Source organism: Pseudomonas arabinosi (assembly GCF_047758675.1).
Lineage (GTDB): Bacteria > Pseudomonadota > Gammaproteobacteria > Pseudomonadales > Pseudomonadaceae > Aquipseudomonas > Aquipseudomonas arabinosi.
This window is the reverse complement of record NZ_CP180480.1, coordinates 5,719,855-5,744,640: the sequence shown is the minus strand read 5'-3', so window position 1 is coordinate 5,744,640 and position 24,786 is coordinate 5,719,855. Positions and strand designations below refer to the sequence as shown.

Annotated in this window: 27 protein-coding genes; 12 read left to right on the top strand and 15 right to left on the bottom strand. The window is 59.9% G+C overall.

What is annotated here, in order from left to right:
* Positions 1 to 23: 23 nt before the first annotated feature.
* The 3 genes from ACMXYJ_RS26735 to ACMXYJ_RS26725 all read left to right on the top strand — a co-directional run bounded on the left by ACMXYJ_RS26735 (position 24) and on the right by ACMXYJ_RS26725 (position 4,310).
* Positions 24 to 2,717 carry a DUF4118 domain-containing protein gene (locus ACMXYJ_RS26735; protein ID WP_415757574.1) on the top strand — a complete coding sequence of 898 codons (2,694 nt, stop codon included), beginning with the start codon at positions 24 to 26 and terminating at the stop codon, positions 2,715 to 2,717.
* Positions 2,714 to 3,406, top strand: a complete 693-nt coding sequence (locus tag ACMXYJ_RS26730) for a response regulator (RefSeq protein ID WP_095130917.1) — start codon at positions 2,714 to 2,716, stop codon at positions 3,404 to 3,406. The genes ACMXYJ_RS26735 and ACMXYJ_RS26730 overlap by 4 nt, the downstream gene beginning before the upstream one ends.
* A 406-nt stretch (positions 3,407 to 3,812) precedes the next feature.
* The gene (locus ACMXYJ_RS26725) at positions 3,813 to 4,310 is read left to right on the top strand and encodes a GNAT family N-acetyltransferase (RefSeq protein ID WP_415757573.1); all 498 of its coding nucleotides are present in this window, start codon (positions 3,813 to 3,815) and stop codon (positions 4,308 to 4,310) included.
* 110 nt (positions 4,311 to 4,420) lie between these two features.
* On the opposite strand, the gene ACMXYJ_RS26720 is transcribed toward ACMXYJ_RS26725, so the two are convergent.
* Entirely contained in the window at positions 4,421 to 5,026 is a 606-nt protein-coding gene (locus ACMXYJ_RS26720) for a pyridoxamine 5'-phosphate oxidase family protein (RefSeq protein WP_415757572.1), read from the bottom strand.
* Between the two features lie 7 nt (positions 5,027 to 5,033).
* Entirely contained in the window at positions 5,034 to 5,519 is a 486-nt protein-coding gene (locus ACMXYJ_RS26715; RefSeq protein ID WP_415757571.1) for a GNAT family N-acetyltransferase, read from the bottom strand.
* A gap of 140 nt (positions 5,520 to 5,659) precedes the next feature.
* On the opposite strand from ACMXYJ_RS26715, the gene ACMXYJ_RS26710 reads away from it, so the two are divergent.
* The 3 genes from ACMXYJ_RS26710 to ACMXYJ_RS26700 all read left to right on the top strand — a co-directional run bounded on the left by ACMXYJ_RS26710 (position 5,660) and on the right by ACMXYJ_RS26700 (position 7,751).
* A complete protein-coding gene (locus tag ACMXYJ_RS26710; protein WP_415757570.1) occupies positions 5,660 to 6,085 on the top strand; it encodes a YybH family protein in 426 nt (141 codons plus the stop codon).
* 80 nt (positions 6,086 to 6,165) lie between these two features.
* Positions 6,166 to 6,516, top strand: coding sequence for a YciI family protein (locus ACMXYJ_RS26705; RefSeq protein WP_008151161.1), 351 nt, complete (start codon positions 6,166 to 6,168; stop codon positions 6,514 to 6,516).
* Positions 6,516 to 7,751: an RNA polymerase sigma factor gene (locus tag ACMXYJ_RS26700; RefSeq protein WP_415757569.1), complete on the top strand. Its 1,236-nt coding sequence runs from the start codon at positions 6,516 to 6,518 to the stop codon at positions 7,749 to 7,751. Before ACMXYJ_RS26705 ends, ACMXYJ_RS26700 begins: the two co-directional genes overlap by 1 nt.
* 92 nt (positions 7,752 to 7,843) lie before the next feature.
* Here ACMXYJ_RS26700 and ACMXYJ_RS26695 read toward each other — a convergent pair whose 3' ends face one another.
* On the bottom strand, positions 7,844 to 8,698 hold the full coding sequence (locus ACMXYJ_RS26695; RefSeq protein WP_415757568.1) for a LysR family transcriptional regulator: 855 nt from the start codon (positions 8,696 to 8,698) through the stop codon (positions 7,844 to 7,846).
* Positions 8,699 to 8,788: 90 nt separating this feature from the next.
* Between ACMXYJ_RS26695 and ACMXYJ_RS26690 the strand changes: the two genes are divergently transcribed.
* Entirely contained in the window at positions 8,789 to 9,226 is a 438-nt protein-coding gene (locus tag ACMXYJ_RS26690) for a multidrug/biocide efflux PACE transporter (RefSeq protein ID WP_415757567.1), read from the top strand.
* Positions 9,227 to 9,326: 100 nt separating this feature from the next.
* Here the strand turns inward: ACMXYJ_RS26690 and ACMXYJ_RS26685 are convergent, their stop codons facing one another.
* Together ACMXYJ_RS26685 and ACMXYJ_RS26680 are read right to left on the bottom strand one after the other, a co-directional pair.
* On the bottom strand, positions 9,327 to 10,940 hold the full coding sequence (locus ACMXYJ_RS26685; protein ID WP_415757566.1) for an inorganic phosphate transporter: 1,614 nt from the start codon (positions 10,938 to 10,940) through the stop codon (positions 9,327 to 9,329).
* A gap of 201 nt (positions 10,941 to 11,141) precedes the next feature.
* Entirely contained in the window at positions 11,142 to 12,164 is a 1,023-nt protein-coding gene (locus tag ACMXYJ_RS26680; RefSeq protein WP_008145929.1) for a transporter, read from the bottom strand.
* Positions 12,165 to 12,476: 312 nt separating this feature from the next.
* On the opposite strand from ACMXYJ_RS26680, the gene ACMXYJ_RS26675 reads away from it, so the two are divergent.
* A complete protein-coding gene (locus ACMXYJ_RS26675; protein ID WP_415757565.1) occupies positions 12,477 to 14,099 on the top strand; it encodes a methyl-accepting chemotaxis protein in 1,623 nt (540 codons plus the stop codon).
* A 23-nt stretch (positions 14,100 to 14,122) separates the two neighbouring features.
* Here the strand turns inward: ACMXYJ_RS26675 and ACMXYJ_RS26670 are convergent, their stop codons facing one another.
* From ACMXYJ_RS26670 to ACMXYJ_RS26660, 3 genes are all read right to left on the bottom strand, one after another.
* Entirely contained in the window at positions 14,123 to 15,301 is a 1,179-nt protein-coding gene (locus ACMXYJ_RS26670) for a GAF domain-containing sensor histidine kinase (RefSeq protein WP_415760811.1), read from the bottom strand.
* 134 nt (positions 15,302 to 15,435) lie between these two features.
* Positions 15,436 to 15,741: a PepSY domain-containing protein gene (locus ACMXYJ_RS26665; RefSeq protein ID WP_140676604.1), complete on the bottom strand. Its 306-nt coding sequence runs from the start codon at positions 15,739 to 15,741 to the stop codon at positions 15,436 to 15,438.
* Between the two features lie 109 nt (positions 15,742 to 15,850).
* Positions 15,851 to 16,978 (bottom strand): glycerophosphodiester phosphodiesterase, encoded by a 1,128-nt coding sequence (locus ACMXYJ_RS26660; protein WP_415757564.1) that lies wholly within the window; start codon positions 16,976 to 16,978, stop codon positions 15,851 to 15,853.
* Between the two features lie 234 nt (positions 16,979 to 17,212).
* Here ACMXYJ_RS26660 and ACMXYJ_RS26655 point away from each other — a divergent pair, with 234 nt between their 5' ends.
* A complete protein-coding gene (locus ACMXYJ_RS26655; RefSeq protein ID WP_415757563.1) occupies positions 17,213 to 17,539 on the top strand; it encodes a DUF2025 family protein in 327 nt (108 codons plus the stop codon).
* Positions 17,540 to 17,737: 198 nt separating this feature from the next.
* Here the strand turns inward: ACMXYJ_RS26655 and ACMXYJ_RS26650 are convergent, their stop codons facing one another.
* The gene (locus ACMXYJ_RS26650; protein WP_415757562.1) at positions 17,738 to 18,061 is read right to left on the bottom strand and encodes an antibiotic biosynthesis monooxygenase family protein; all 324 of its coding nucleotides are present in this window, start codon (positions 18,059 to 18,061) and stop codon (positions 17,738 to 17,740) included.
* Positions 18,058 to 18,765, bottom strand: a complete 708-nt coding sequence (locus ACMXYJ_RS26645; protein WP_415757561.1) for a CTP synthase C-terminal region-related (seleno)protein — start codon at positions 18,763 to 18,765, stop codon at positions 18,058 to 18,060. The genes ACMXYJ_RS26650 and ACMXYJ_RS26645 overlap by 4 nt, the downstream gene beginning before the upstream one ends.
* Positions 18,766 to 18,780: 15 nt before the next feature.
* Between ACMXYJ_RS26645 and ACMXYJ_RS26640 the strand changes: the two genes are divergently transcribed.
* Entirely contained in the window at positions 18,781 to 19,722 is a 942-nt protein-coding gene (locus tag ACMXYJ_RS26640) for a LysR family transcriptional regulator (protein ID WP_415757560.1), read from the top strand.
* 7 nt (positions 19,723 to 19,729) lie between these two features.
* On the opposite strand, the gene ACMXYJ_RS26635 is transcribed toward ACMXYJ_RS26640, so the two are convergent.
* Both ACMXYJ_RS26635 and ACMXYJ_RS26630 read right to left on the bottom strand, forming a co-directional pair.
* A complete protein-coding gene (locus ACMXYJ_RS26635; RefSeq protein ID WP_415757559.1) occupies positions 19,730 to 20,269 on the bottom strand; it encodes a DUF1003 domain-containing protein in 540 nt (179 codons plus the stop codon).
* Between the two features lie 124 nt (positions 20,270 to 20,393).
* Complete coding sequence (locus tag ACMXYJ_RS26630; protein ID WP_415757558.1) at positions 20,394 to 21,005, bottom strand: TetR/AcrR family transcriptional regulator; 612 nt, start codon at positions 21,003 to 21,005, stop codon at positions 20,394 to 20,396.
* 213 nt (positions 21,006 to 21,218) lie between these two features.
* Here ACMXYJ_RS26630 and ACMXYJ_RS26625 point away from each other — a divergent pair, with 213 nt between their 5' ends.
* Complete coding sequence (locus tag ACMXYJ_RS26625) at positions 21,219 to 22,277, top strand: MBL fold metallo-hydrolase (RefSeq protein WP_415757557.1); 1,059 nt, start codon at positions 21,219 to 21,221, stop codon at positions 22,275 to 22,277.
* A gap of 50 nt (positions 22,278 to 22,327) precedes the next feature.
* Here the strand turns inward: ACMXYJ_RS26625 and ACMXYJ_RS26620 are convergent, their stop codons facing one another.
* The 3 genes from ACMXYJ_RS26620 to ACMXYJ_RS26610 all read right to left on the bottom strand — a co-directional run bounded on the left by ACMXYJ_RS26620 (position 22,328) and on the right by ACMXYJ_RS26610 (position 23,778).
* Positions 22,328 to 22,588, bottom strand: coding sequence for an XRE family transcriptional regulator (locus ACMXYJ_RS26620; RefSeq protein WP_415757556.1), 261 nt, complete (start codon positions 22,586 to 22,588; stop codon positions 22,328 to 22,330).
* 11 nt (positions 22,589 to 22,599) lie between these two features.
* On the bottom strand, positions 22,600 to 22,917 hold the full coding sequence (locus tag ACMXYJ_RS26615; protein WP_046045462.1) for a helix-turn-helix transcriptional regulator: 318 nt from the start codon (positions 22,915 to 22,917) through the stop codon (positions 22,600 to 22,602).
* Positions 22,918 to 23,010: 93 nt separating this feature from the next.
* The gene (locus tag ACMXYJ_RS26610) at positions 23,011 to 23,778 is read right to left on the bottom strand and encodes an AraC family transcriptional regulator (protein WP_415757555.1); all 768 of its coding nucleotides are present in this window, start codon (positions 23,776 to 23,778) and stop codon (positions 23,011 to 23,013) included.
* Between the two features lie 111 nt (positions 23,779 to 23,889).
* Here ACMXYJ_RS26610 and ACMXYJ_RS26605 point away from each other — a divergent pair, with 111 nt between their 5' ends.
* Positions 23,890 to 24,705 carry a sulfite exporter TauE/SafE family protein gene (locus tag ACMXYJ_RS26605; RefSeq protein ID WP_415757554.1) on the top strand — a complete coding sequence of 272 codons (816 nt, stop codon included), beginning with the start codon at positions 23,890 to 23,892 and terminating at the stop codon, positions 24,703 to 24,705.
* Positions 24,706 to 24,786: the final 81 nt, after the last annotated feature.

The following is a 24,786-nucleotide window of genomic DNA, read 5'->3' as shown; positions in this document are numbered from 1 at the left end:
CCGTGCAGTTCAAAAGGATTGCCATGCCCGTTATTGATACGTTCACCGCTTCACGAGACGGCCGCCCTGATCCCGACGCGCTGTTGGAGAAGCTGCAACAGGACGAACAGGCCGCCCTGCGTGGGAAACTGCGCATCTATTTCGGTTCCAACGCCGGGGTGGGGAAAACCTGCGCGATGCTCACCGCGGCCCAACGCGAAGTGACCCTGGGCCGTGACCTGGTGGCTGGCGTGATAGAAACCCATGGCCGCCGGGAAACCGCCGAACTGCTCGCGGGCCTGGAATTGCTGCCGCGATACAACGTGATGCATCGCGAGTGTGCCCTCAGCGAGTTCGATCTGGATGCCGCGCTGGCGCGGCGTCCGGCGGTGCTGCTGGTGGATGAACTGGCCCACAGCAATGTTCCCGGTTCGCGTCACCCCAAGCGCTGGCAGGATGTCGAAGAACTGCTGCGCGCCGGCATCGACGTCTGGACCACCCTCAATGTCCAGCACCTGGAAAGTCTCAACGATATCGTCAGCGGGATCATCGGCATCCGGGTGCGCGAGACCGTGCCCGACCATCTGTTCGACGGTGCCCATGAAGTGGTGGTGATCGACCTGCCACCCGATGACCTGCTGCGCCGTCTCAAGGAAGGCAAGGTCTACCTGCCGCCCCAGGCCGAACGCGCGTCCCGGCATTTCTTTCGCAAGGGCAACTTGCTGGCCTTGCGCGAGCTGGCGTTGCGGCGTACCGCTGATCGCGTCGATGCACAGATGCGCGACTATCGCCGCGAGCGGTCCATCAACTCCCTTTGGCCCGCGCGCGAGCGTTTACTGGTTGGCGTGGCAGGGCACCCTTCGGATGAACGTCTGGTTCGTGAAGCGGCGCGTCTGGCACAAAAACTTGAGGCGGACTGGATTGTCGTTCATGTGCCTTCGGTGCAGCGACGTGGCGCGGGTGCGCACCGCTATGCCGCCGCCATGAAGACCTTGGCGCTGGCCGCCGAATTCGGTGCCGACACGGCCACGCTGTCGGGCATGGACGTGGCCGAGGCTTTGGTGGCGTTTGCTCGTGAGCACAACGCCAACCGGCTGGTGCTCGGGCATTACCCGCGCAAGGTCTGGCAGTTTTGGCACCAGTCGGTCAGTGACCGCATCAGCCGTCGCCATCCCGAGATCGATCAGATTGTCATCGCCCATGGCCCACTGCCTATCGTGGTTGCGGTGGCGGTGAATACAGATACAGCGCTGCCGCCCAGCAGGGTTCCGGCTTATCTGTGGGCCAGCCTGGCCTGTTTTGCCGCCACGGCGGTGGCCGCGTTGCTGTTGCAGGTGTTTGACCTGGCCAACGTGGTCATGCTGTTTTTGCTCACGGTGGTGCTGGTCGCCTTGCGCTTTGGGCGAGGGCCAGGTGTCTGGGCGGCGATGCTGGCGGTGCTGTGTTTTGATTTCTTTTTCGTCCAGCCACGCTGGTCGTTTACGGTCAACGACACCCAGTACTTCTTTACCTTCGCCCTGATGCTGGGTATTGCGTTGATCACCGGGCAGCTCACGGCACGCTTGCGTCATGAAGCCCGCACCGCTGCCAGCCGTGAACGGCGCGCGACTTCGTTGGCCAGGTTGGCTCGCGACTTGTCGGCGGCGCTGACAGTGGAGCAGATCACGGAGGTGGCGCTACGCACCTTCAGCGGCGTATTTGAAGCGCGGGTCGGGCTGACACTGCCGGACGCCGCCGACAGTGTCCACGCTCGTGGCGCGGGTGCATTTGCGATCGATGAAAACATTGCTCAATGGGTTTACGACCATGGCCAGCCCGCCGGCCAGGGCACCGATACGTTGGCCGCCGCTCAGGGCCGGTATTTGCCGTTGAAGGCGCCAATGCGCGTGCGCGGAGTGTTGGTGCTCGCGCTGGCTGAGCCCGAGCGGTTGAACGGGCCTGAAGAGCAGCGCTTGCTCGAGGCCTGCATGAGCCAACTGGCGATAGCGCTGGAACGGGTGCACTTCGTCGAAGTGGCGCAAAGCACCCTGGTGCAGATGGAGGGCGAGCGCATGCGCAATACCCTGCTGGCCGCGATCTCTCATGACCTGCGCACGCCGCTGACCACCATCATCGGCGCGGCAGACGCAGCAGCGCCCCATGCGCCGCCCGGACCGCTGACCCAGTTGCTGGGCGGTATTCGCGATCAGGCCAGCTCCATGCAGCGGTTGATCGAAAACCTGTTGGACATGGCCCGCATGCAGGAACGCGGTGTGCGCCTCAACCGGCAATGGCACTCACTGGAGGAAATTGTCGGCAGTGCTTTGCGTCAACTGCGCGAGCCATTGGCGCGGCATGTGGTGCGCACCGCCCTGTCGCCGCTGTTGCCGTTGGTGGAAGTCGATGCGCTGTTGATCGAGCGCGTGCTGGTCAACCTGCTGGACAACGCTGCCAAGTACACCCCGGCCGGAACGCTGGTGCAGGTTGTGGCTCGGCAAGAGGAGGACAGCATTGTGCTGGAGGTGATCGACGCCGGTCCCGGTTGTCCTCAGGGCAGCACGCCTCAGAGCTTGTTCGAACCGTTCACCCGGGGTCAGCAGGAGTCGGCCGTTGCCGGCATCGGCCTTGGGCTGGCGTTGGCAAAACGGATTGTCCAGGCCCATGGCGCAACGATCGAGGCTCAGCCTCAGGCCATCTCGGGCATCCGCTTTGTCATTACTCTACCGGCGGGTCATCCACCTTCCATGGAATCGCTATGACCAGTGCACGCATCCTCATTGTCGAGGACGAGGCCAACATCCGCCGTTTCGTCGGTATCGCGCTGCAGGACGAAGGTTTTCAGGTGTTCGAGGCCGACAACGTCAAACGCGCCCTGATCCACGCCGCCAGCCGTCAACCGGATCTGGTGATTGTCGATCTGGGCTTGCCCGACGGTGATGGAAAACAATTGATCAGTGAGTTGCGGGGCTGGATGACGGTGCCGATTCTGGTGCTGTCGGCCCGTGATCGTGAAGAGGAAAAAGTGGCGGCACTGGATGCGGGGGCGGACGATTATCTGGTCAAGCCCTTCGGCGTGCCCGAGTTACTCGCGCGTATTCGCGCCCAGTTACGTCGGCATGTGCAGAGCGGGACCGCCGCGGTCACCAGCAAGGTAACATTTGGCATGATCGAAGTGGATCTGGCCACGCACGAGGTCCGGCGCGAGGGCCAATCGGTCCATCTGACACCCATCGAGTATCGCTTGCTTTGCGCGCTGATTCGCGGACAAGGCCGGGTCATGACCCATCGCCAGCTACTGTTGGAAGTGTGGGGCCTGGATTACGTCGATCGTGCTCACTATTTGCGGGTGCACATGGCGCACTTGCGGCAAAAACTGGAGGCCGATGCGGCCCAGCCGCAGCATTTCATCACCGAATTGCAGGTGGGTTATCGCCTGGTGGGGCTGTAAAGCACGGCGGGCGCTGGCTGCAGCGCCTGGCCGTGTGTCGCTCACTTGTCTTTCTTGATCCGGCGCTCGTGCAGGAAGTCGATGTACAGCGTGATGAAACCGAACGAAGAAATGCTGAACAACACGAGTAGGCCGATTTGAGTCGTGCTCATGATCAAAGTCCTGTGGGTGGGACGAGGAGCGCTCAACCTGCCGTGGCTGGGCGTCATTAATCGTCGAGACACAGATAGATAATACGAACCCGGGGCCTTGGGTAGCGGTTATATGAAAGCTTTACGGCGCTGTCCTTGAACCCTATGCACTTCATACGAGAGGTGGTTATCGGGCGTTCGAGAGCAAGCAAGTATTGCTAGAATCGGCGAGCGTTATCCTGTCATCTCACTTGCCCCAAGGTCTGCGCTGCGCCATGAACTCGTCGAACCCTGTCATCCGAAACGTCCTGCCTGCTGATCTGGACCGCTGCTACGCCATCGAAACCGTTGCCTACGAAGGCGACGAAGCCGCCACCCGCGAAAAAATCGCCACCCGCATTGCCACCTGGCCCGAAGGTTTCATCGTGGCCGAAGTCGACGGCGTCGTAGCCGGTTTCATCAATTCCGGTGCGGCGTTTCAGGTAGAAATGTCAGACGAGGCGTTCAAGGAACTGATCGGCCACGACCCGGCCGGCCCGCATGTGGTCATCATGTCGGTGGTGGTGCACCCGGATTATCAGGGGCAGGGGCTGGCGAAACGGTTGATGGGCGAGTTCATCGAGCGGATGCGCGCGTTGGGCAAGACCCACATCCATCTGATGTGCAAGGAACGGCACATTCCCCTGTATGCCGGGTTTGGCTTTGCCTACATCAAGCCTTCAGCGTCTGATCATGGCGGGATGGCGTGGCATGAGATGACGTTGGCATTGTAAACAGCGTCCCTGTGGGAGCTGCCGAAGGCTGCGATCTTTTGATCTTGCTTTTGAAGATCAAGATCAAAAGATCGCAGCCTTCGGCAGCTCCTACAAGGGGGTGGGATTTGTCAGTAGAGGCTGTCTCGCACTCTGGCCGGCGCTTCCCGGTCATACGTCTCGGCATCGAACTGCCCATCGTTCAATCGCTTGTGAAACGCACCCGCCGTCGGCAGGGCAGAGCGTTCGAGGTGCTTCTCAGGGTTCCATAAATCCGAACGAACGATGGCCTTGGAGCAGTGGAAGTATGCCGCTACCACCGTCACCAGCATCACCGTGCGCGCCGGTTTGCCGTTCACCGCGAAGCTCTCCAGCAACCCAGGTTCGGCGCTGATCTGTGCCGTGCCGTTAATCCGCAACGTTTCGCCAATCCCGGGAATGATGAACAACAGCGACACCCGCGAATCGAGCACGACGTTACGCAGCGTGTCGATGCGGTTGTTGCCCGGCCGATCCGGGATCGCCAGGGTGCGCTCATCAATGATTCGCACGAAACCCGGCGTGTCACCCCGCGGCGAACCGTCCATCCCGTCAGGCCCCACCGAGCTGACGATCACCAGCGGCGAGGCGCGGACCATCGCCTGATAATCCTCGTTCAAAAAAGGGATTTGCTTGCGCACGGCACGGTCGTGGGGCTGGCCGTAGAGCGCTTCCAGTTCTTCGATGCTGTTGAGCATAACTACCTCAGAAAACCAGCCCCATGCGCCGTTCGTAACCGATCCGGCCTCTGTAGGCTTCGCCGCTGTCGACCCAGCCGAATTTTGCGTAGAGCGCGATGGCCGATGCGTTATCCGCATCCACCGACAACTCCAGCCCCTTTATTTCAGGAAACGCCTGACGCGCCACGTCGGGCAGGGCTTGCAGACAGGCCTTGCCATAGCCTTTGCCCTGAGCCCGATGATCGACTTGCAGTGCGTGAAGGGTGGCGCTGTGTTCATCGGCCCACGCTGGCAATACGGGCGGGCGCTTGAGCAGCAGAAAGGCCACGGGAACCTCCTCGACCAGTAGCGCAAATCCTTTGACGCCGGGGCCGGGTTTGGACAGCAAGGTGTGCAACGCACCGTGAATGTCGCCGGAGAATTTGATTTGTTCTTTGTGAACTTCAATGGCCTCGACCTGCTGGCGCTGGAGCGCATTCAGGTTTTCGTAAGGCACGAGTCGGGCTGTCACTGGAGTGTCCTTTTTCCAACAAAATGTGTTTCGGATTCTAACGAGTTTGCGTCCATGGATTATTTTTATTTGGACTGTCGATTTGGCTTTTCGCCAGACGACTAAGGGTGTCTTCACAACAAAAACCACGGAGAACCACCATGAACGCTACCCACGAAATCCAGACCTTGATCGACACCTATCGTCAGGCGGTCATCGCCAAGGATGTCGAGAAACTCATGCCCCTGTATGCCGAGGACATCGTCTCCTACGACGCGGTCAAGGCCCTGCAATTTCGGGGCAAGGCCGCCTACCGCGCGCATTGGCAGGAATGCATGGAAATGTGCCAGGGCGAGCACAAGTTCGACTTCGACCATATGAACATCGTGGCAGACGAACACATCGCCTTCGCCCATTGGCTGGCCCATTGCGGCGGCACCAACGAGAAGGGCGAAACCCAGGCCTGCTGGATGCGCGTGACCGCCTGCTATCGGCGCGACGATGGGCAATGGCGCATCGTCCACGAACACTGGTCGGCCCCGTTCGACATGATGAGCGGCACGGTGTTGTTCAACCTGGAACCCTGAGCGTCAGGCCGATTCGTCGGGAATGTCGCGAAAGCGTCAATCAGCAGCCATAGTTGATCCGTTCGATTCAGGAGAGCCCCATGAAGTATTTATGCCTGGTCTACAGCAACGAGCACGAGTTGCACTCGCTGCCCGAAAGCCCGAATGACGCTGAATGCATGGCCTACGCCGAGGCGATCCAGGGCAGCGGCCGAATGGTCGCCGCCGAGGCGCTGGAGTCGGTGCAGACCGCGACGACCGTGCGTATGCGCAACGGGAAAATGTCGATCACCGACGGCCCGTTCGCCGAAACCAAGGAGCAATTGGCCGGCTTCTACCTGATCGATGCCAAGGACCTCAATGAAGCTATCCAGGTCGCCGGCAACATCCCGGCGGCCCGGGTCGGCTGTGTCGAGGTGCGTCCCGTTCGTCAGTTGAATCCCGGCGCCTGATGTCGGCCGAGTCGGTACGGACGCGGGTCGAGCAGGTTTACCGCGAAGAGTCACGGCGGATTCTGGCGACCCTGATCCGTTTGCTCGGCGATTTCGACCTCGCCGAAGAAGCCTTGCACGAGGCGTTTTTCGTCGCGGTCGAGCGCTGGCAGCGTGACGGTGTGCCGGACAATCCGCGTACCTGGCTCGTGTCCACGGGGCGCTTCAAGGCCATCGATGTGTTGCGGCGGCGAGCACGCTTCATCGCGTCGCAACCGATGTTGATCGCTCAACTGGAGGCGCTGGAGCAGGCCGACTGGAGTGACGAAGACGTGGAAGACGATCGCCTGCGCCTGATCTTCACCTGTTGTCACCCGGCACTTGCGGCGGACGCCCAGGTGCCGCTGACGCTACGGGAAGTCTGCGACTTGACCACGGAAGAAATCGCCCGGGCGTTTCTGTCGGCGCCAGCGACCATCGCCCAGCGCATCGTGCGTGCCAAGGCGAAAATCCGTGACGCAAAAATTCCTTATCAAGTGCCAACCCTGGCGGAGTTGCCCGAGCGCCTGGACAGCGTGCTGCGGGTGATTTACCTGGTGTTCAACGAAGGCTATTCCGCGTCCATGGGCGCGGAGCTGACCCGTGAGGATTTGACCCGCGAGGCGATTCGACTCGGTCGTCTGTTGATGGAGCTGCTGCCCGAGCCCGAGGTGATGGGGCTGCTGGCGCTGATGTTGCTGCACGAGTCTCGACGCCCGGCCCGGACGTCGGCGAGCGGGGAGTTGATCGTGCTGGATGAGCAGGACCGTTCGTTGTGGGACGCCGAAATGATCGCTGAAGGTTGCGCACTGGTGGAGCGTGCACTGATAACCCGACGCTTCGGGCCTTACTGCCTGCAAGCGGCGATAGCGGCGTCGCATGCCGAAGCGCCCACGGCGGCGGAAACGGACTGGCTGGAGATTGTGGGTCTGTATGACGTGCTGTTGCGGGCGGCGCCTTCGCCAGTGATCGAATTGAACCGTGCGGCGGCGATCTCCAAGCGGGATGGACCGCTGGCGGGGCTGACGTTGATTGAAGGGATTCTGGCGCGGGGTGATTTGCTGGATTACCACTTGGCGCACGCGGCGCGGGCGGAGTTTTGTCGGCAGTTGGGGAGGGTAGATGAGGCGCGGGCGGCTTATGAGCGGGCGCTTGAGTTGACGCAGCAAGTACCGGAACGGCGGTTTATCGAGGCCCGGTTGCGGGAGCTGAAGTGATGTGATCTTGCGGGCCTCTTCGCGAGCAAGCCCGCTCCCACAGGTTTAGCGCAAATCCTGTGGGAGCGAGCTTGCTCGCGATGGCAGCACCGCTATTCCAGCATCTTGCTCAATAACCAACTCCCCGCCGGCCCTGGCGGATGCAGCCGCGACCACAGTGCATCGACGAACACCGGTTTCGGCCAGCCGCGCACGTCCAGTTCCTGCAACGTCCCTGGCCCAAACCGCTCCACCAACCACCGGGGCAACGGCGCCCAGCCGAATCCGCCCTGGGCCATTTCCAGCAGCATCAGATAACTCGGCGCCGACCAGACGCGCCCCTTCGCACGGCTTTCATACGGATTGACGATCGTCGCCAGACGCAGCTCCCGGTGTTGTTGCAACACGTCTTGATCGATGTGGCTCAGCGCCGCCAACGGATGCTCGCGGGACACGAACAGAGCAATCTCGGTCCGCTCTTCCACAGTCGAACTGACCAGGTCCGGGGGGTAACTGTCTTGTTTCTCGGCGAAGGCCACATGCGCCCGACCTCGTTGCACCAAGGCCACCAGGTCATCGCATTCAGCGATCAGGCATTCAAGTTCCAGATCCGGATAGCGCTGCTCGAAAGCGCTGAGCGCCGCTTCGAATCGGTCGGACTGATACGTGTCGGAAATCGCCACGGTCAGTTTTGGCTCGACCCCTTGGGACAGTTGGCTGGCGGTCATTTCCAGCCGACTGGTGGCGGCCAGAATGTCCTCGGCCCGTTGCAGCATCACGTGGCCGGCCGGGGTCAGGCTCGGTTTGCGGCTGCTGCGGTCGAACAGCGTCAGGTTCAAGTCGATTTCAAGGCTGGCCACGGCGGCGCTGATGGTCGACTGACTGCGGCCCAGTTTGCGCGCAGCGGCGGAAAACGAGCCTTGAGTCGCTGCCTGAACGAAGGCCTGCAACACTTCTTGAGAGGCCATGAACTATCGCCTTGATCGATGGTTATTGGTTATGAAGTATCGGTGTGAAGAAGGATCATGGCAACCACAGTCACTCAGAGGAGTCTGGCCATGAGCGCCAACAAATCCATCACTGAACGTATTTTCCAGGCCATCGGTTTCGAATTGCTGGCCATCCTGATCTGTACCCCGTTGCTGGCGTGGATCATGGACAAACCGATGCTCGACATGGGCGTCGTGACCATGGCTATCGCGGCACTTGCCCTGGGCTGGAACGTGGTCTTCAACGGATTGTTCGACCGTGCGCTCAAACACTACAACCTCGTGCACAACGCGTGGGTACGTGTTGTCCATGCGCTGTTGTTCGAAGGCGGTCTGGTCGCGGTGGGTGTGCCGTTGATTGCCTGGTGGCTGAAGGTCAGCCTGTGGCAAGCGTTCGTGCTGGACATCGGCGTGTTGCTGTTTTTCCTGCCGTACACCTACGTCTACCACTGGACGTATGACGTGGTACGGGAGCGGGTAGTGATGCGCCAGACCGTCTCGGGATAAAAGCCAAAGATCTTGATGGCGCTTACAAAAACAATCCACCACTTGAAAAATAATACATAACCTGTGGGAGCGAGCTCGCTCCCACAGATACTGCTGAGTATCAGAACAGTTGGGTGAAGAGCCAATACAAACTGCCCGACAACAGAATCGCCGCCGGCAAGGTCAGCACCCAGGCCATCAGCAGGTTGCGGATGGTCTTCATCTGCAAGCCGCCGCCGTTGGCGACCATGGTCCCGGCCACCCCTGAAGACAGTACGTGAGTGGTCGACACCGGCAGGCCGAACATGTCCGCCGCACCGATGGTCAGCATCGCGACGGTTTCCGCCGAGGCGCCTTGCGCATACGTCAGGTGGGTCTTGCCGATCTTCTCGCCGACCGTCACCACGATGCGTTTCCAGCCGACCATCGTGCCCAGGCCCAGGGCGATGGCCACCGCGATTTTCACCCACAGCGGAATGAACCGCGTGGCGTTGTCGATCTGCTGCTTGAACAGTTGCAGCTTGCCGTTGGTATCGGCGTCGAAGTTGCCAACCTTGTTTTTGTCCATCAGGCGAATGGTTTCGCTGGTCAGGTACATGTCGTTACGCACGTTGCCCATGGCCTCGGCCGGGACCTTTGCGAGCGAGCCGTAGCCCTTCACTTCGTTCCCGATATTGCCGGTCAGCGCGGCGAGGGCAGGGATCAGTTGTGGTGAGGTTTCCTTGCTGCGCATGTATTCGGACAGTATCGCGCGAGGATCGGCGGGCGCCGGCAGCGGCGAACTCTTGACCAGCGCTTGCTGGGTGACTTCGGCCACGGCGGCAAACTGCAGCGCCTGGTCCGCCGGCATGGTGCGGTTCAGCGCGTAAGCCATCGGCAGGGTGCCGACCAGAATCAGCATGATCAGGCCCATGCCTTTCTGACCGTCGTTGGAACCGTGGGCGAAGGACACGCCGGTGCAGGTCAGGATCAACATGCCGCGAATCCACCACGGTGGCGGAGTGTCGCCCTTCGGCGCTTTGTACAGCGCACGATTCTTCACGAAAGCACGCAAGGCCAGCAGCAACAGCGCGGCAAACACGAAGCCGATCAGCGGCGACAGCAACAGCGCATAACCGACTTTGGTTGCCTGCGCCCAGTCCACACCGCTGGTGCCGTCGCGACCGTGCATCAGGGCATTGGCCACGCCGACGCCGATGATCGAGCCGATCAGGGTGTGCGACGAAGACGCCGGCAAGCCCAGCCACCAGGTGCCGAGGTTCCACAGGATCGCGGCGATCAACAGGGCGAAGATCATCGCGAAACCGGCGGAGGAACCGACTTGCAGAATCAGCTCCACCGGCAGCAGGGCGATGATGCCGAACGCCACCGCGCCGCTGGACAGCAGCACCCCAAGGAAGTTGAAGAACCCGGACCAGGCCACCGCGAAATTCGGTGGCAAGGAGTTGGTGTAAATCACCGTGGCCACGGCGTTGGCGGTGTCGTGGAAACCGTTGACGAATTCAAAGCCGAGGGCAATCAGCAGCGCCACGCCCAACAGCAGAAACGGCGTCCAGGTGGTCACCACGGTGCCGAGTTCATTCATGTCGTGCATCAGGCTGTAGGCGGTGAACAACAGCCCGCTGCCCAGCACAGCGAAGAAAATCACGATGGTCAACAGGCTGGGCTTTTTATCGAGTTGCGGTTTTGCGCTACTGGTGGGCGCCTGGGCGGCGGTGAAGGAAGGAGTAGCCATGACGGACAATCCTGAGGGGAGAAGGAATGTCGCCCATGATCGTTGCTGAATGTTACAGAGAGGCTGCGCTGGGTCAGTGTTTGGGGGGGTTTAAAGGCAGAATCAAAAGATCGCAGCCTCGTTTCACTCGACAGCTCCTACATTTGGAATGCGCAACCCTGTAGGAGCTGTCGAGTGAAACGAGGCTGCGATCTTTTGATCTTAATAATCCTGTCGCTTGCGAAACGCCCAACGCCCGGCGATCACGGTAAACGTCGCGACCAATGCCACCAGAATCCAGAACCCTTCCGGGTCGCCGGAAAGCGGCACCCCACCGACGTTCATCCCAAAGAAACCGGCGATGATGTTGATAGGCAAGGCCAGCACCGTGACCACGGTCAGGGTGAACAGCGTGCGGTTGCTCTGTTCGTTTAGGTTGGCGGCGATTTCTTCCTGCAACAGCTTGATCCGTTCGCCCAGCGCCGTGAGGTCGTTGATGATCAGCGCGAACTCCTCGGTGGACTTGCGCAGCTCCTTCACGTCTTCCTTCTGCAGCCACTGCGGCGGGCGATTAAGCAGGCGCAGCAACGAGCCCGGTTCCAGCGCCAACAAGCGTTGCAGGCGCACCAGCACCCGTCGGTTGGCACCCAGCTCAGCGCGGTTGGTCGACAGCCGCGAGGACAGCAACTCATCTTCAATCTGATCGACACTGAGGCTGGTCTTGCGCACGATCTGGGTCAGCACTTCACCCTGATCACGCAGCAGATGCACCAGCAATTCCAGTGGCGAGCGAAAGCATTCTCCGGCCTTCACCGACGAGCGCAGCTTGTCCACTGAGTGCAGCGGTTGCAGTCGCGCGCTGACGATCAGCCGACTGCGGGCGCAGACCCACAGCGTCGAGACATCTGACGAAACCATGCTGCTGAGGTTGAACACCACGTCGTTGACCACCGCCAGCAACGCCGAATCCACGTGCTCGATGCGCGTCGAACGCGAACCCTCATGCAGCGCTTCGAAAAATTCGTCGGGCAATTCCAGATGGCTTTTCATCCAGCGTTCGCAGGCGGCGTGGGCCAGATTCAGGTGCAGCCAGAGAAATTCGTCGTTGTCGCCCGGTTGTTGCAGGCACTGCAATGCCTTGGCCGAGTCGAGCTCCCGGCCGCGCTCGCCGGGGCGAAAACTGAAACCGTACAGCAGACCGAACAGGTCCGTGTCGCGATGACTTTGGTCGATGCTGTGGTTCATGAGGTCTCACTGAAGGAGGCGCGGTCGAACGCAGGCTTCGCCAGCTGCTACAGGTCGCGTTACGGCGGGATTCACAGGTTCACTTGAGCCGCATCATCGCAAGGATTTTTGACGGTTTTGTGACAGAGCGGTAGAGGAGAAACAGTGGCACTACCGACGGTCGGAATTGATTAAAGAACCGCTCTGGCACGCCGATCTTGCCTACGTTAACTTGCACGGCTTCGGCCACTGGTCAAGGTCGCAGACAGGGATGTCCAGACACCTTTCACGCCTGTTTGCGGCGTGTCTCATCCTTGTCATGAGTATCACTCGATGTTGCAAAAATCCCTGAGAGCACAAATCCTCGCGTTGTTGAGCGGCAGTCTGTTCGCGATGCTATTGATCGCCCTGGCCTGCTTTCACTTTTTGTCCAGTGGTGTTCAGAACTACGCGAATCTGATCGAAGGCCCGCTGCACACCTCGCAATTGATCGATGAAGCCAACCTGCAATTCAAGGTGCAGGTTCAAGAATGGAAAAGCGTTTTGCTGCGCGGCAAGCAGCCTGCGGACCTGGACAAATACTGGAAGCAATTCGAAGACCGTCAGCGCGATGTGCAGGGAATCCTCGGTGAGCTGGCCGGGCAGAAAGGTATCGAGCCGTCACTCAAGACTCGCATCGAGCGCCTGCGGGACGAACATCGTCTGTTGGGCGCGGCCTATCAGAAGGGCCGTGACGCCTACGTGGCGGCAGGCGCCGACCCAACGGCTGGCGACACAGCGGTCAAAGGAGTGGACCGCGCGACCAGCGATCAGATGAGTGAATTGGTCAGTGAATTGCGCAAGCAGGGTGCCGAGCAATCGAAGCTGATCAGCGCCGATGCCGATCGCACTGTGTTGCTGGGGATCATTGTGATGCTCGCCTCGGGACTGTTGATCGGGTTGTTGAGCCTGTGGCTGGTCAACCGCAACCTGGTCGAACCGATTCGCAAACTGATCGAGTACGTGGCGCAACTCAGCCAGGGTCGTTTCGCCGAACGCGTGGCCAGCACCCGCCAGGACGAACTGGGCAAACTGGCGATGGCCGCCAATACCCTGCGCGATTTTCTTGCCGAAACCTTCAACCGTTTGCAGCGCAGCGCCTCGGATCTGGACAGCGCCAGCGGTGAGCTGAATTCCATCGCCACCCTGATGGCCAGCGGCACCAACGAGCAGTTCAACCGCACCGATCAGGTGGCCACGGCGATGAACGAAATGTCCGCTACCGCGCAAGAAGTCGCGCGTCACGCAGCCGATGCGGCACGTGCCGCCGATGATGCCGACCAGTCCGCCCAGCAGGGCGAAAAGGTCATGCAGGGCACCATTCACACCATCACCCAAATGCGCGGCGAAATCGCCAATACCGCCACGGTCATCCGTCGTCTGGAAACCGACAGCGGGCGCATCGGCAAGGTGCTGGAAGTGATTCGCGGCATCGCCGAGCAGACCAATCTGCTGGCGCTCAACGCCGCCATCGAAGCCGCCCGTGCCGGTGAAGCCGGGCGTGGTTTTGCGGTGGTGGCCGATGAAGTCCGCAGCCTGGCCCAGCGCACGGCAGCGTCGATCATCGAGATCAACCAGATCATTCAAACGGTGCAAACCGGTGCGGTGGACGCCGCTCAGGCGATTGAAAGCGGTCAGTCGCGCAGTGAGGAAAGTGTCGCGCAAGTGACTCAGGCCGGCGCCATGCTGGAACGCATCACCCTCGCCGTGGAAGCCATCCGCGACATGAACCGCCAGATCGCCACCGCCGCGGAAGAGCAGACGTCAGTGGCCGAAGACATCTCGCGCAACCTCACCGAGATCACCAGCATCGCCAGCACCAATCTGGATAATGTGCAGCGCACGGAAGCGGCCAGCCACAACCTGCACGGGTTGTCGGGGCAGTTGAGTGAAGTGACGGCACGTTTAAGCGCGTAACGTTCCTTGGTCAGTACGACCGCTTAAGTCCGGATTGTAAGACTGAAGGAAAACGTCGTGCCCTGTTGCCCGGTCGAGACCACGTCCAGTTTTCCACCATGGGACTGCGCAATCTGGCTGGCAATGTACAACCCCAACCCGAGGCCGGTCTGCGGTGTTCCGCTGGCCGGTCGCGAGTAGGGCCGGAACAGATGGGGCAGCGCATCCTCGGCAATCAGCCCCTGATTTTTCACGCTCAGCACGAACTGTCCTTCATTGATCTGCGCGCTGATTTCGATCGGGCCATCGGGATCGCCATGAGCAACCGCGTTTGCCACCAGATTGGAGAGTAACTGTGCGACCCGCTCGCGATCGCAATGAACGCTGTGCAAGTCGCCGATGGACGATTGAATGGTGCGGTCGGGATGGACGCTCTGAACCTCTGAAATCACATGCCGCAAGGCATCCTCAAGATCCGGGCACGGCTCGATGTTCACGGGAATGCCACGGCCCAAAGAGCCGCGAGCGAAATCCAGAACGTCATCGACCAGTTTGGTCGCACGACGGGCGCTGGTGAGGATGTGTCGGGCCCGTTGCTGATTCGCCGGATCAGGTAGTTTGCGCAGGAGCATTTCGGCGCTGGCGTTGATGGCGAACAAGGGGTTGCGCAGATCATGTCCGAGCACGGCGATGAACTGTTCGCGCAGTTCGGCGGTTTCGCGTTCCTGCTTCAGCGCTGCTTCGGTCTTTTGCAGTTTTTCTTCGGCCTCGATCTGCAGCGCCAGCATCCGGGCGAAGGATTCCATGGTGCTCTGGATCGTGCTGGATTTGAGGGGCGCAGGGTTGGGGTCAAGGGCGCAGATAGTGCCGAAAAAGCGTCCGTCAGTGCGGAAAATCGGCACGGCGATGTAGCTTTCGAACTGATAGAGGCGAGGGGTGTGGTGATCGCGGTAAAGCGGGTCTTCACTGGCTTTGTCGATGACCACCGAGTGATGCGCCTGACGAATTTCGTGGCACAGGGTCGTGACAAGATCCAGCTCACCGCCGACCTGCAAACCGAAATTCAGCTGATCGAGCACCGCACACGCTGTCCACGACTTTTCGGTGACCCTGGCCACGGCGGCGAAGCGCAGCCCCGTCAGTTCTCGGATCACTTGAAGAATCGCTGGCACCGCACTGATCCGACCGATCGTGGCGATATCTGCTGCCGCTGCTTGCCCCATTTCAATCCATCTCTGCATGAACAGTGTGGTGGGATTCTAGCGGGCTGGAGTTGCGTTGGCGCAACTTGATTGCCTGAATTTGACGTGCAAAAAAGCCGCACGATCCGAAGATCGTGCGGCTTGGTGTTTGTGCATCAGGTGTCTTGTTTGTTGCTCAGTACTTTGCCGGTAGTGGCATCGAAGTCCACATCAAATTCTTTGCCGTCAGCGGTTTTCAGTTCCACTTCGTATTCATAGTTATTGAAGTGGTTGTCCAAATCCGTGTCGGTGATGGTCGCACCCGGATGCAACTTCAGAGCAGCCTGGTTCATTTCTTCCAAAGGCTTGATCTTGCCGCTTTTGACCAGCTCAGGGATCTGGTCGACGCGGACATCGGCTTGGGCCAGGCCAGCGGTGAGGGTCAGGGCAGCAGCAGTGAACAGGGCAGTCAGGGTTTTCATGAGGTTCTATCCTTGGGTGATCTGTTTAAGTGGGATCAGGTTAACCGGTGCAACTTAATCCATCCTTAATTCTCCGAACGCGACTGGGTACAGATCGTTCCCACGATTATCAGTAACCGTTGTTCTGCAGCAATTGAGCAACACTGGCCGCCGCCGGGCGTTTGTAGAACTTGAGCAGTTCGCTGGCGCGGTTGGTGAAGATGCCATCGACGCCGGCGTCCATGACTTTCTGATAATCCACAGCATCGTCGATGGTATAGACATGCACCAGCAGACCTTGGTCGTGGGTGTACTGGTTCATCCAGGGTTGCACCAGGTCCGAGTAGCTCTGATCGCCCCCCTTGGTCAGCGCGGCAGACGGGCCGGTGCCGATCGCGCCCTGGGCTTTGGCGTACTCGACCCATTGCTGGAATTCGGCTTTGTCCTTCGGTTGCTGTTTGGCGTAGTAAGTGGCTTTGTCCTTGTCGCCGGACTCGGCAAACGTCACCTTGGATTTCGGCTCGATGCTGCCTTCACCGACCCACAACAGGAGGATTTTCGGCACTTTCGGCATTTCCTTCTCGAGCAGTTCGAGGCTGCTCTTCTCGAAGGTTTGCAGCACGACTTTACCTTTGCCCTGGCCAACCGCCAGATTGCTCTTCGCCAGTTTCGAACCGGCCGGACTTAACCAGCCGCGGTCCTGGAGTTTTTCCTTGAGGTCGCGCTCGATCCCGGGAAATTGCTTCGGTTCTTTGGTTTCGATGTACAGACCGGGCTTGTGCAGCGGATTGCCTTGGGCAATGTCGATGATTTCGTCGAGGGTCAGAATTTTCAGACCGACGTATGCAGGACGCGCGCGATCCGGGTAGGCGGTGTTGAACCAGCTCCCGGCATCGAGGGTTTTCAGCTCAGCGAGGGTGAACTCGTTGGCCGGGCGGTCCTTGCGTTCAGGGAATTTGCTGGCGACGTCGGTGGTGCGTTGCAGGTTGTCGTCGTGCAGGGCGAACAGCACGCCATCCTTGCTGCGTTGCACGTCCATTTCCAGGTAATCGGCCCCCAGATCGCGGGCCAGTTTGTAAGCTGCGGCGGTGGATTCCGGTGCATCGAAGGACGCGCCACGGTGAGCGATCACCGCTGGATGCGGGATACCAGTGCGGGTTGCCAGTGCAGTGGGGCTTGGCTCGCTGGCGGCCTGCGCCTGGCCGAGGCCCAGCATCAGACTCAGCATCAGGGCGCTCTTGGTGAAGGTAACAGGCATGGTCGAGGTCCTTTCGCAGATTTTCAAAGACGTATCTTTTAACAACTGAACGCCGCTTGCGCTATCGCCAGACCGACATAAACGTGTTTAAAGCTGATTTTTTCAGCGCTTTTGTGCGCTTCTTTGCAGTACTCTTGGCCCCGGCAGTTACCCCGGCAGAGGGAACGCCCATTCGCTTGCCCTGCGTGTAAACCATCGATCACCGGTCCTTTGCGACCTTTTGTGAGGTTTATCATGCGCATCACTTCCGAGCTCATCTGCCAGGCCGCCGACCAACTCAAAGGCTTCGTCGGCCTCAATCGCAAGACCGGCCAGTACATCGTTCGTTTCAGCGAAGACTCCTTCGGCATGGACGTGGCTGACGACGGCATTATTCCCACCAGCGAATTCGTCTGGGCCCCAGGGGCCGGGCAGGCCATGACGCTCAAGCGTGAGTTGATTCAGTTGTTGCTGGATCAGAACATCGATGACCGGATTAACATCACCGAGCCGTTGCGGGTGTACATGAATCGGCGGGAAGTGCCGGAGATTTCGGCGGTTCGCAGTTTGGTGCAGAGCTGAGTTTTGCGGTGACTGTGCGGGCCTCTTCGCGAGCAAGCCCGCTCCCACATTTGATCTGTGCATCAACACAAATCCAATGTGGGAGCGGGCTTGCTCGCGAAGACGGCCGGAAGAACGCCGCATCATTTACTGGTTGAACGCGGACCCATGTGGGAGTGAGCCTGCTCGCGATGGCGGCCTCAAGAGCACCACAACCTCTCACTTCGTGAACGCATACGCCCGCTCAACCTTGCACACCCGCGTATGGCAAGACGAATACCAGGTCGACCGCCCGCGCTCGCGAATCTCACTGTGCTCGGGATGATGTTTCCACGCCAGAATCGCCGCTTCGCTGGCCCAGTAGGACACCGTAATCCCGAGCCCATCTTCACCCCGAGCCGATTCCACACCCAGAAATCCAGGTTGCTCACGGGCCAGTTCAACCATGCGTGTGGCGGCCTGCTCGTAACCGTGATCACCGTCGGTGCGCAGGGAGGTAAAAATCACCGCGTAGTACGGCGCTGACGGAGTCTTGGCGATCATGACTTCTGCCTCTTGCAGGCTGCGATCAACGCACGGACCAGCGGCGGCAGCTTGCCTTTGAGTGCTGCGCGCTCAGGTTGGAACAGCGTCGCGACGAAGAACGGATGACCTTTGAGTTCCACCGCCCGCAAGTCGCCGGTTGAGTCGTGTCCAACAGCGCACAGCTGTTGGCTCAATAACTCACGTTCGAACGCGGGATTAATGCCGTAGCGGCAGCGATAGCCTTCGACAATTTCAGCGCTTTCGTACGCCTGGGCGATCAACGAGCCTTCCGCCAGATGAATGCTGTCGACGGCCTCCACCAGCGAACAGGTCAGTGGCGTGAGCAGCGCTCGCGCCGCTTCCGGCGATGTCTCGCCATGTTCGGCATCGTCCCAGCCCAGAACATGTCGGGCGTATTCGAGTACAGCGTGTTGAAAACCGCCACAGGTGCCAAGGAAGGGGCGCTGCTGTTCACGGGCAAAACGAATCGCCCGCAGCGCACCGTCCCTTTCGCGGTAAGGGCTGGCGGGCACGCACCAGAAACCGTCGAAATCAGCCAATGGCGCATCGGCGCTGATGCGGTCGGTGGCCAACCATTGGAACTGCACGTCTGTGCCCGCCTGTTCGGCGGCCATGCCGAGGGCGATGGGGATGGCTTGGTGAGCGGTGACTTGCGGGTCGTAATCGCCGATCAGGGCGATGCGGATTGGGCGGGTTTCCATGAGTGCGCTCCACGCTTGTTGATTCCTGGCACCCACTATAGATTGGCGTTCACGCACTCAATATTGGCGTTATCCCAATTGATCAATGCACCGACGCACTATCGACTGGACTACCCCGACCTGTCCCTGATCCTCGCGCTGGTGCGCGGCGGCTCTCTGGCCCGGGCGTCGACGCTATTGAAGGTCGACGTCTCGACCGTATTTCGCGCCGTGCGCCGACTGGAAGCCGCGCTGGGCCAGCAACTGTTCGAAAAGAGCCGCGCCGGCTACTTGCCCACCACCTTGGCGCGAACCCTGGCCGAGCAGGCTGAGCGGGCCGAACAGGCGCTGGAGGCGGCGCGCATTGGCGTGGAGCAGGGTGGTGAAGTCATCAGCGGCACGGTGCGTCTGACCTGCACCGATTCGGTCTTGCAGGGTTTGCTGTTGCCGGCGCTGGCGACGTTCATGCCCGGCTACCCGGCGCTGACCATCGAGCTGAGTACGTCCAACGACTTCGCCAACCTCAGCCGCCGGGATGCCGATATCGCCTTGCGCCTGACCCGCACACCGCCCGAGCACTTGGTGGGCCGGCGATTGGCTGAGGTTTCCTATCGAGTCTGTGCCAGTGAGGCGTATCTGAAATCGGTCGATTCCGAAGACTTGGCTTCGCTGACCTGGATTGCTCCGGACGACTTCCTTCCCGATCACCCCACCGTTGTGTGGCGCCGTCAGCAGTTGCCCGGCGTCACACTGGGTTATCGCTGCAACAGCATGTTGTCGGTGACTGAACTGGTGCGGGCCGGGCTCGGTGTCGCGGCATTGCCGGACTTTCTCATCGGTGAAGGGCTGCAACCGTTGAGCGAGCCGTTACACGGTTACGACACGGCGCTCTGGTTGCTGACCCGCCCGGACTGCCGCGCCTTGCGCTCGGTGGTGACGTTGTTCGATGAGTTGGGGCGGACGCTTCGATTGCCTTGACCGAGCGCTAAACCTTCGGCTGATCCTTGCGCACGAAGTGCTGATGCATTTCCGAGGTCAGGCTTTCGATGCGTTCGGTGAGGGCCTTGGTCATTTCCGTGAGCCGGGTGTTTTGTTCGAGTAACTCCAGCAGTTGCGCGGTGTTCTGCGCTGCTTGCGCCTGACGTTCACTGTTGGCAACGGCGAGGGATTCGCGGTGCAGGGCGTCGGCTTCAGACTGGGCTTTGTCGCGTGCTGCCTGTCGGGTCTGGGCCAGCAGAATCAGCGGCGCGGCATAAGCCGCTTGAAGGCTGAAGGCAAGGTTGAGCAGGATGAACGGGTAGAGATCGAAGTGGGCCACGCCGAACAGATTGATGCAAATCCATACCGCCACGATCAGCGTCTGCGCGCCGAGAAAGGTCGGCGTGCCGAAGAACCGCGCAAAGGCCTCGGCGCGCAGGGCAAACTTGTCGTTGCCGAAGGTGGGCGCGAGGTGGGCGTGGGGGCGATGAAAACGCAGATGGTCGACGGGGGCAGCGTGTTTAGTGTCAGAAGTCTTGGTGGTCATGGTGCTCTCTGCATGGCGCTGGGACTGAGGCTCACTATAGCCCCAGCGCCAGTTTCATTCTGAAACACATTGCGGAGTTTTTTTCGGCGTTACCGATTACCGCTGAAGCAGCGGACATTGTCATTTATTGCAGCTGATAGCAGGCAAGAAACATGTCCAGCGCCGACTCCACCACCGTGGTCTGCATCTCGGCTGATAGGCCGGGCAGGCCCATGGAAATCTGTGGCCAGAACGCAAAGGATTTGAGCATTCCCTGAATCTGTTGTGCAGCGAATTCGGGGGCGACCGGTTTCAAACGGCCATCGGCCTGGGCAGCGCGGATCCACACGGTCAGGCCTTCTTCGCGCTCCCCCATTCGGGCAACCATATTCTGGGCGCGCTCGGGGGAATGGATGGTGGCGGCGATGGCCACTCGCGCCAGGTCGAGAAAATTGTCATCGCCCAGCATCTGCAATTTCGCCATCAACATCCGGCGCATCTGATCGCGCAGCGGCAGGTCAGGGCGGTAGGGCGTTTCCTGTTCTGACGTCACCCGCGCCCACAATTGATTGAGGATTTCGGCGAACAACTCTTCCTTGCTGGGGAAATGGTTGTACACCGTGCGCTTCGACACGCCGGCGGTGGCAGCGATCTTGTCCATGCTGGTGATGTCGAAACCGTTGGCACGGAATTCGGTAATCGCCGCCTGAATGATGGCTTCGCGTTTTCGGTCGGTGAGGCGCTGTGGAGCTGTCATAAGTACGCTTCGGCAGGAAGAAGTGAGAATTACACTTGGCAGTTTACTTGTGATCGGGTTTGATGCAACCTAGAAACTACACTGTGCAGTGTAATGTTTTGTTAATCCTGCGCAGTGAACAATAGATCTCCGGCTGATGCGTGCGTGCCTTGGCCATTTATCGTCCCAAGCGGAAAACCGCGAATCATGTGGTTTTCCTGGAGTCATTCAGTCATGGCCACTTCAACTTCCCCTGCGGACAACGTCTCCACGCCTGAAGCATCCCGTCAGGCAGAAGGGAACTTCCGAAATCATGCGTCCTTGCAACGTGAAGGCTTTCGCAAAATGGCGCGCATCATGTGGAACATGATCTTCCACAAACCGCGTAACACCCGCCCGACGGCGCCTGTCCCGGTGCAAACACTGACTCAGGCAGCGTTGATCGCCGCCCCCAACCACAGCGTCTACCGCCTCGGCCATTCCACCGTACTGCTGAAACTGCGAGACAAATTCTGGATCACCGACCCGGTCTTCGCCGAGCGCGCTTCACCCGTGCAATGGGCCGGCCCCAAACGTTTTCACCAGCCGCCAATCAGCCTTGAAGAGTTGCCGCCGATTGAAGCGGTGATCCTGTCCCACGATCACTACGACCACCTCGATTATCAAGCGGTGCTCAAACTGGCGGACAAGGCCAAGTACTTCCTTACACCACTGGGGGTGGGCGACACCCTGATCAAGTGGGGCATCGACGCCAGCAAGGTCCGTCAACTGGACTGGTGGCAAGGTACCGAGGTCGAGGGTATTCAATTCATCGCCACACCTTCGCAACACTTTTCCGGTCGAGGTCTGTTCGATGGCAACAGCACGTTATGGGCCTCGTGGGTGATGGTCGATGGCGACACGCGAATCTTCTTCAGCGGCGACAGCGGTTATTTCGATGGCTTCAAACGCATCGGCGAACAGTACGGCCCATTCGACCTGACACTCATGGAAACCGGTGCCTACAACGTTGAGTGGCCGCATGTTCACATGCAGCCGGAGCAAACCCTGCAAGCGCACATCGACCTTAAAGGCCGCTGGTTACTGCCGATTCACAACGGCACGTTCGATTTGTCGATGCACGCCTGGTACGAACCCTTCGACCGCATTCTGGCGTTGGCCTGGGAGCGGAATGTTTCGATTACCACGCCGCAGATGGGTCAGGCGTTCAATGTGAAGTATCCGCAACGGGGTGGAGCCTGGTGGTCGGAGATGGAAAACGTTGGCGATCAGGTGGAACCTCAGAACGCTTGAGAACGTGCTGCCGGGCCGACCCGCGGAGCGGCCCGAGGTTCACATCTAAACTAGCTGCGTTCATCCTGTAGCAGGTTTAGATATTCCGAGATCTTTGCCACGGTCAAATCGCGAAATTTTCCGCGGAGCATTTCATTCAGCTCCTCCTGAGACAGTCCGAGCTTTTGTGCCGCCTCAGTCTTACTCAGCCGACCGGTTTCGAGAAATATGCCAATCTTCATAACGTATTCAGATTTGGCCCGCATCTCATCCGCATCGGGATATCCCAGCGCCTCATAAACACAGCTGTCGCTTCCATTGACTTCACTCATTTGCTGACACCTCACTCAACCATCGCATAATCCGCCCGCCCCACCGGATCAGGCGTCGACCCTTTCACATTCATCCCTCGACCCGGCGCAAATCCCGGGAAGAACACCAACCCCTCCGATTCAAACCGATAAGCCAACGCCAGCCGCGTAACATCCAGCACATCGCGTTCATCCTCAAATCGCTGAATAGCGTCCACCGAAACCCCGGATTCCCGAGACAGTTCCTCCACACTCCAACCCAGCATCGCTCGGGCCTGAACGCTATGCGCGGGGGTGAATTGGAAAAGGGCGATACGTTCCAGGGTGATTTTCATCGCATGAGAGGCCATGGTGTTCTCCGGGCTCAAGAGTGCTGATTCAAAAAATACTGTGTTTTTGTACAGTTGTTTTGAGCGCGGATCAACCTCATTTTTTGATCGGTTCTATCTCGTCCCGTCCAGCCAGGTCGTTGGCGCCTGTCCCAGTACGCGGCGGAACATCGTTGAGAACGCCGCCGGGCTGTCATAGCCAAAATCCAGGGCAATCCGCGTCACCGGCTCGCCCACCACCAGCCGCGCCAGCGCCAGCACCACACAAGCCCGCTGCCGCCATTGGCTGAAACTCAGACCCGTCTGCTGGCGGAACAGGCGATTGAAAGTACGCAGGCTGATATGCAACTGATCGGCCCATTGCTGTGGCGACTGGTGAGCGTCGGGCCGCTGCACAAAGCCCTGGCACAACGCGAGCAGCCGCGCATCGACGGGCAGGGGAATGTGTAACAGTAGGTGAGTGCTGCGCGCCAGTTCATGCAGCAGCAAGCCGATCAGCGTACCGTCGCGCCCGAGCTCGTCATACGCCAGCGGGATTTCCACCGCCTCCATCAGCAAGTGCCGCATCAACGGCGAAACGCTGATCACCTGGCAGCGATCCCCCAAATCCACCGCGCCCGGCTCGATATACAAACTGCGGGTGCTCACCCCCAGCATCAGCACTTCATGCGCCACTCCCGCCGGAATCCACACCGCCCGCTGAGGCGGCACCACCCAATTGCCGTCGTGCGTGCTGACCTGCATCACCCCGGTGGCGCCGTATAACAATTGCGCCCGCCGATGCGTATGACGAGGCAACAAATGGCCGTGGGAATAATCCGTTCCAATGGCCACCACCGACCGTGGCGTGTGGTCCAGCAGATCAATCGAAACATTGCGCATCGAGCAGCCTCAGCGATTGGCGTAAACGCGAACATTATTGGCTGACTTGCTGAAGCAGGCCAAGGCGCATCGCTCTATCGTCTTCCGCTCTCAACCAACGGACGATGCGTAATGTTCTATCTCCTGCTGGCACTCTTCGGCTGCATGACCGGCATCACCGCAGTGCTGTTCGGTTTCGGCGGCGGCTTCGTCGTCGTGCCCTTGCTCTACCGCATGCTCATGGCCAGCCACGGCACAGACGACCCCGTAAACCAATCGGCAATGCACATTGCTGTGGCAACCTCGACCTGCGTAATGATCGTCAACGCAACGATCGCCACCGGAAAACACCGACGCGCCGGTAATCTCATTCGCCATTACCTGTGGCCGTTGGGCGGGTTTATCGGCGTGGGCGCGGTAGTCGGCGCCGTAGCGGCGATGTGGGCAAGTGGCGAGGTGATTCGCTATGCCTTCATCGCGTACCTGGGCGTGACCATCGCGGATTGCCTGTTGCGACGCGGCTTTCTTACAGCATCCGACACCGCCATCCCACGGCGATTGGAAAGGGCAGAAGTGTCTGGCGGCGGTGTAGGAATCGGCACCATCGCCACATTTCTCGGCGTAGGCGGCAGCGTCATGACCGTGCCGTTATTGCGGCGCTGTGGATTGAGCATGTCCCAGGCGACGTCCATGGCCAATCCGCTGAGTTTGCCCGTGGCACTGGCCGGAACGCTGACTTACATGGCCATGGCCGGCTTCACCGAGTTTGATCTTGGGCCGTGGTTTGTCGGTTATGTGGATCTGCTGGCGTTTGCGGTGTTGACGGTGGGGTCGCTGGTGGGGATTCGATTGGCCACGCCGTGGATCGGGCGGATACCGGATCGAACCCATGCGCGGGTTTATATCGGTTTGCTGGTGCTGGTAATGCTGAGTATGTGGGGTAGCTAAATCACCCTCTATTTTAGGGTTGGTCTTGGTAAGTTTTTTCGCAAGAATGAGTCTTTGCACTGACCACAATTTTTCGCGGGA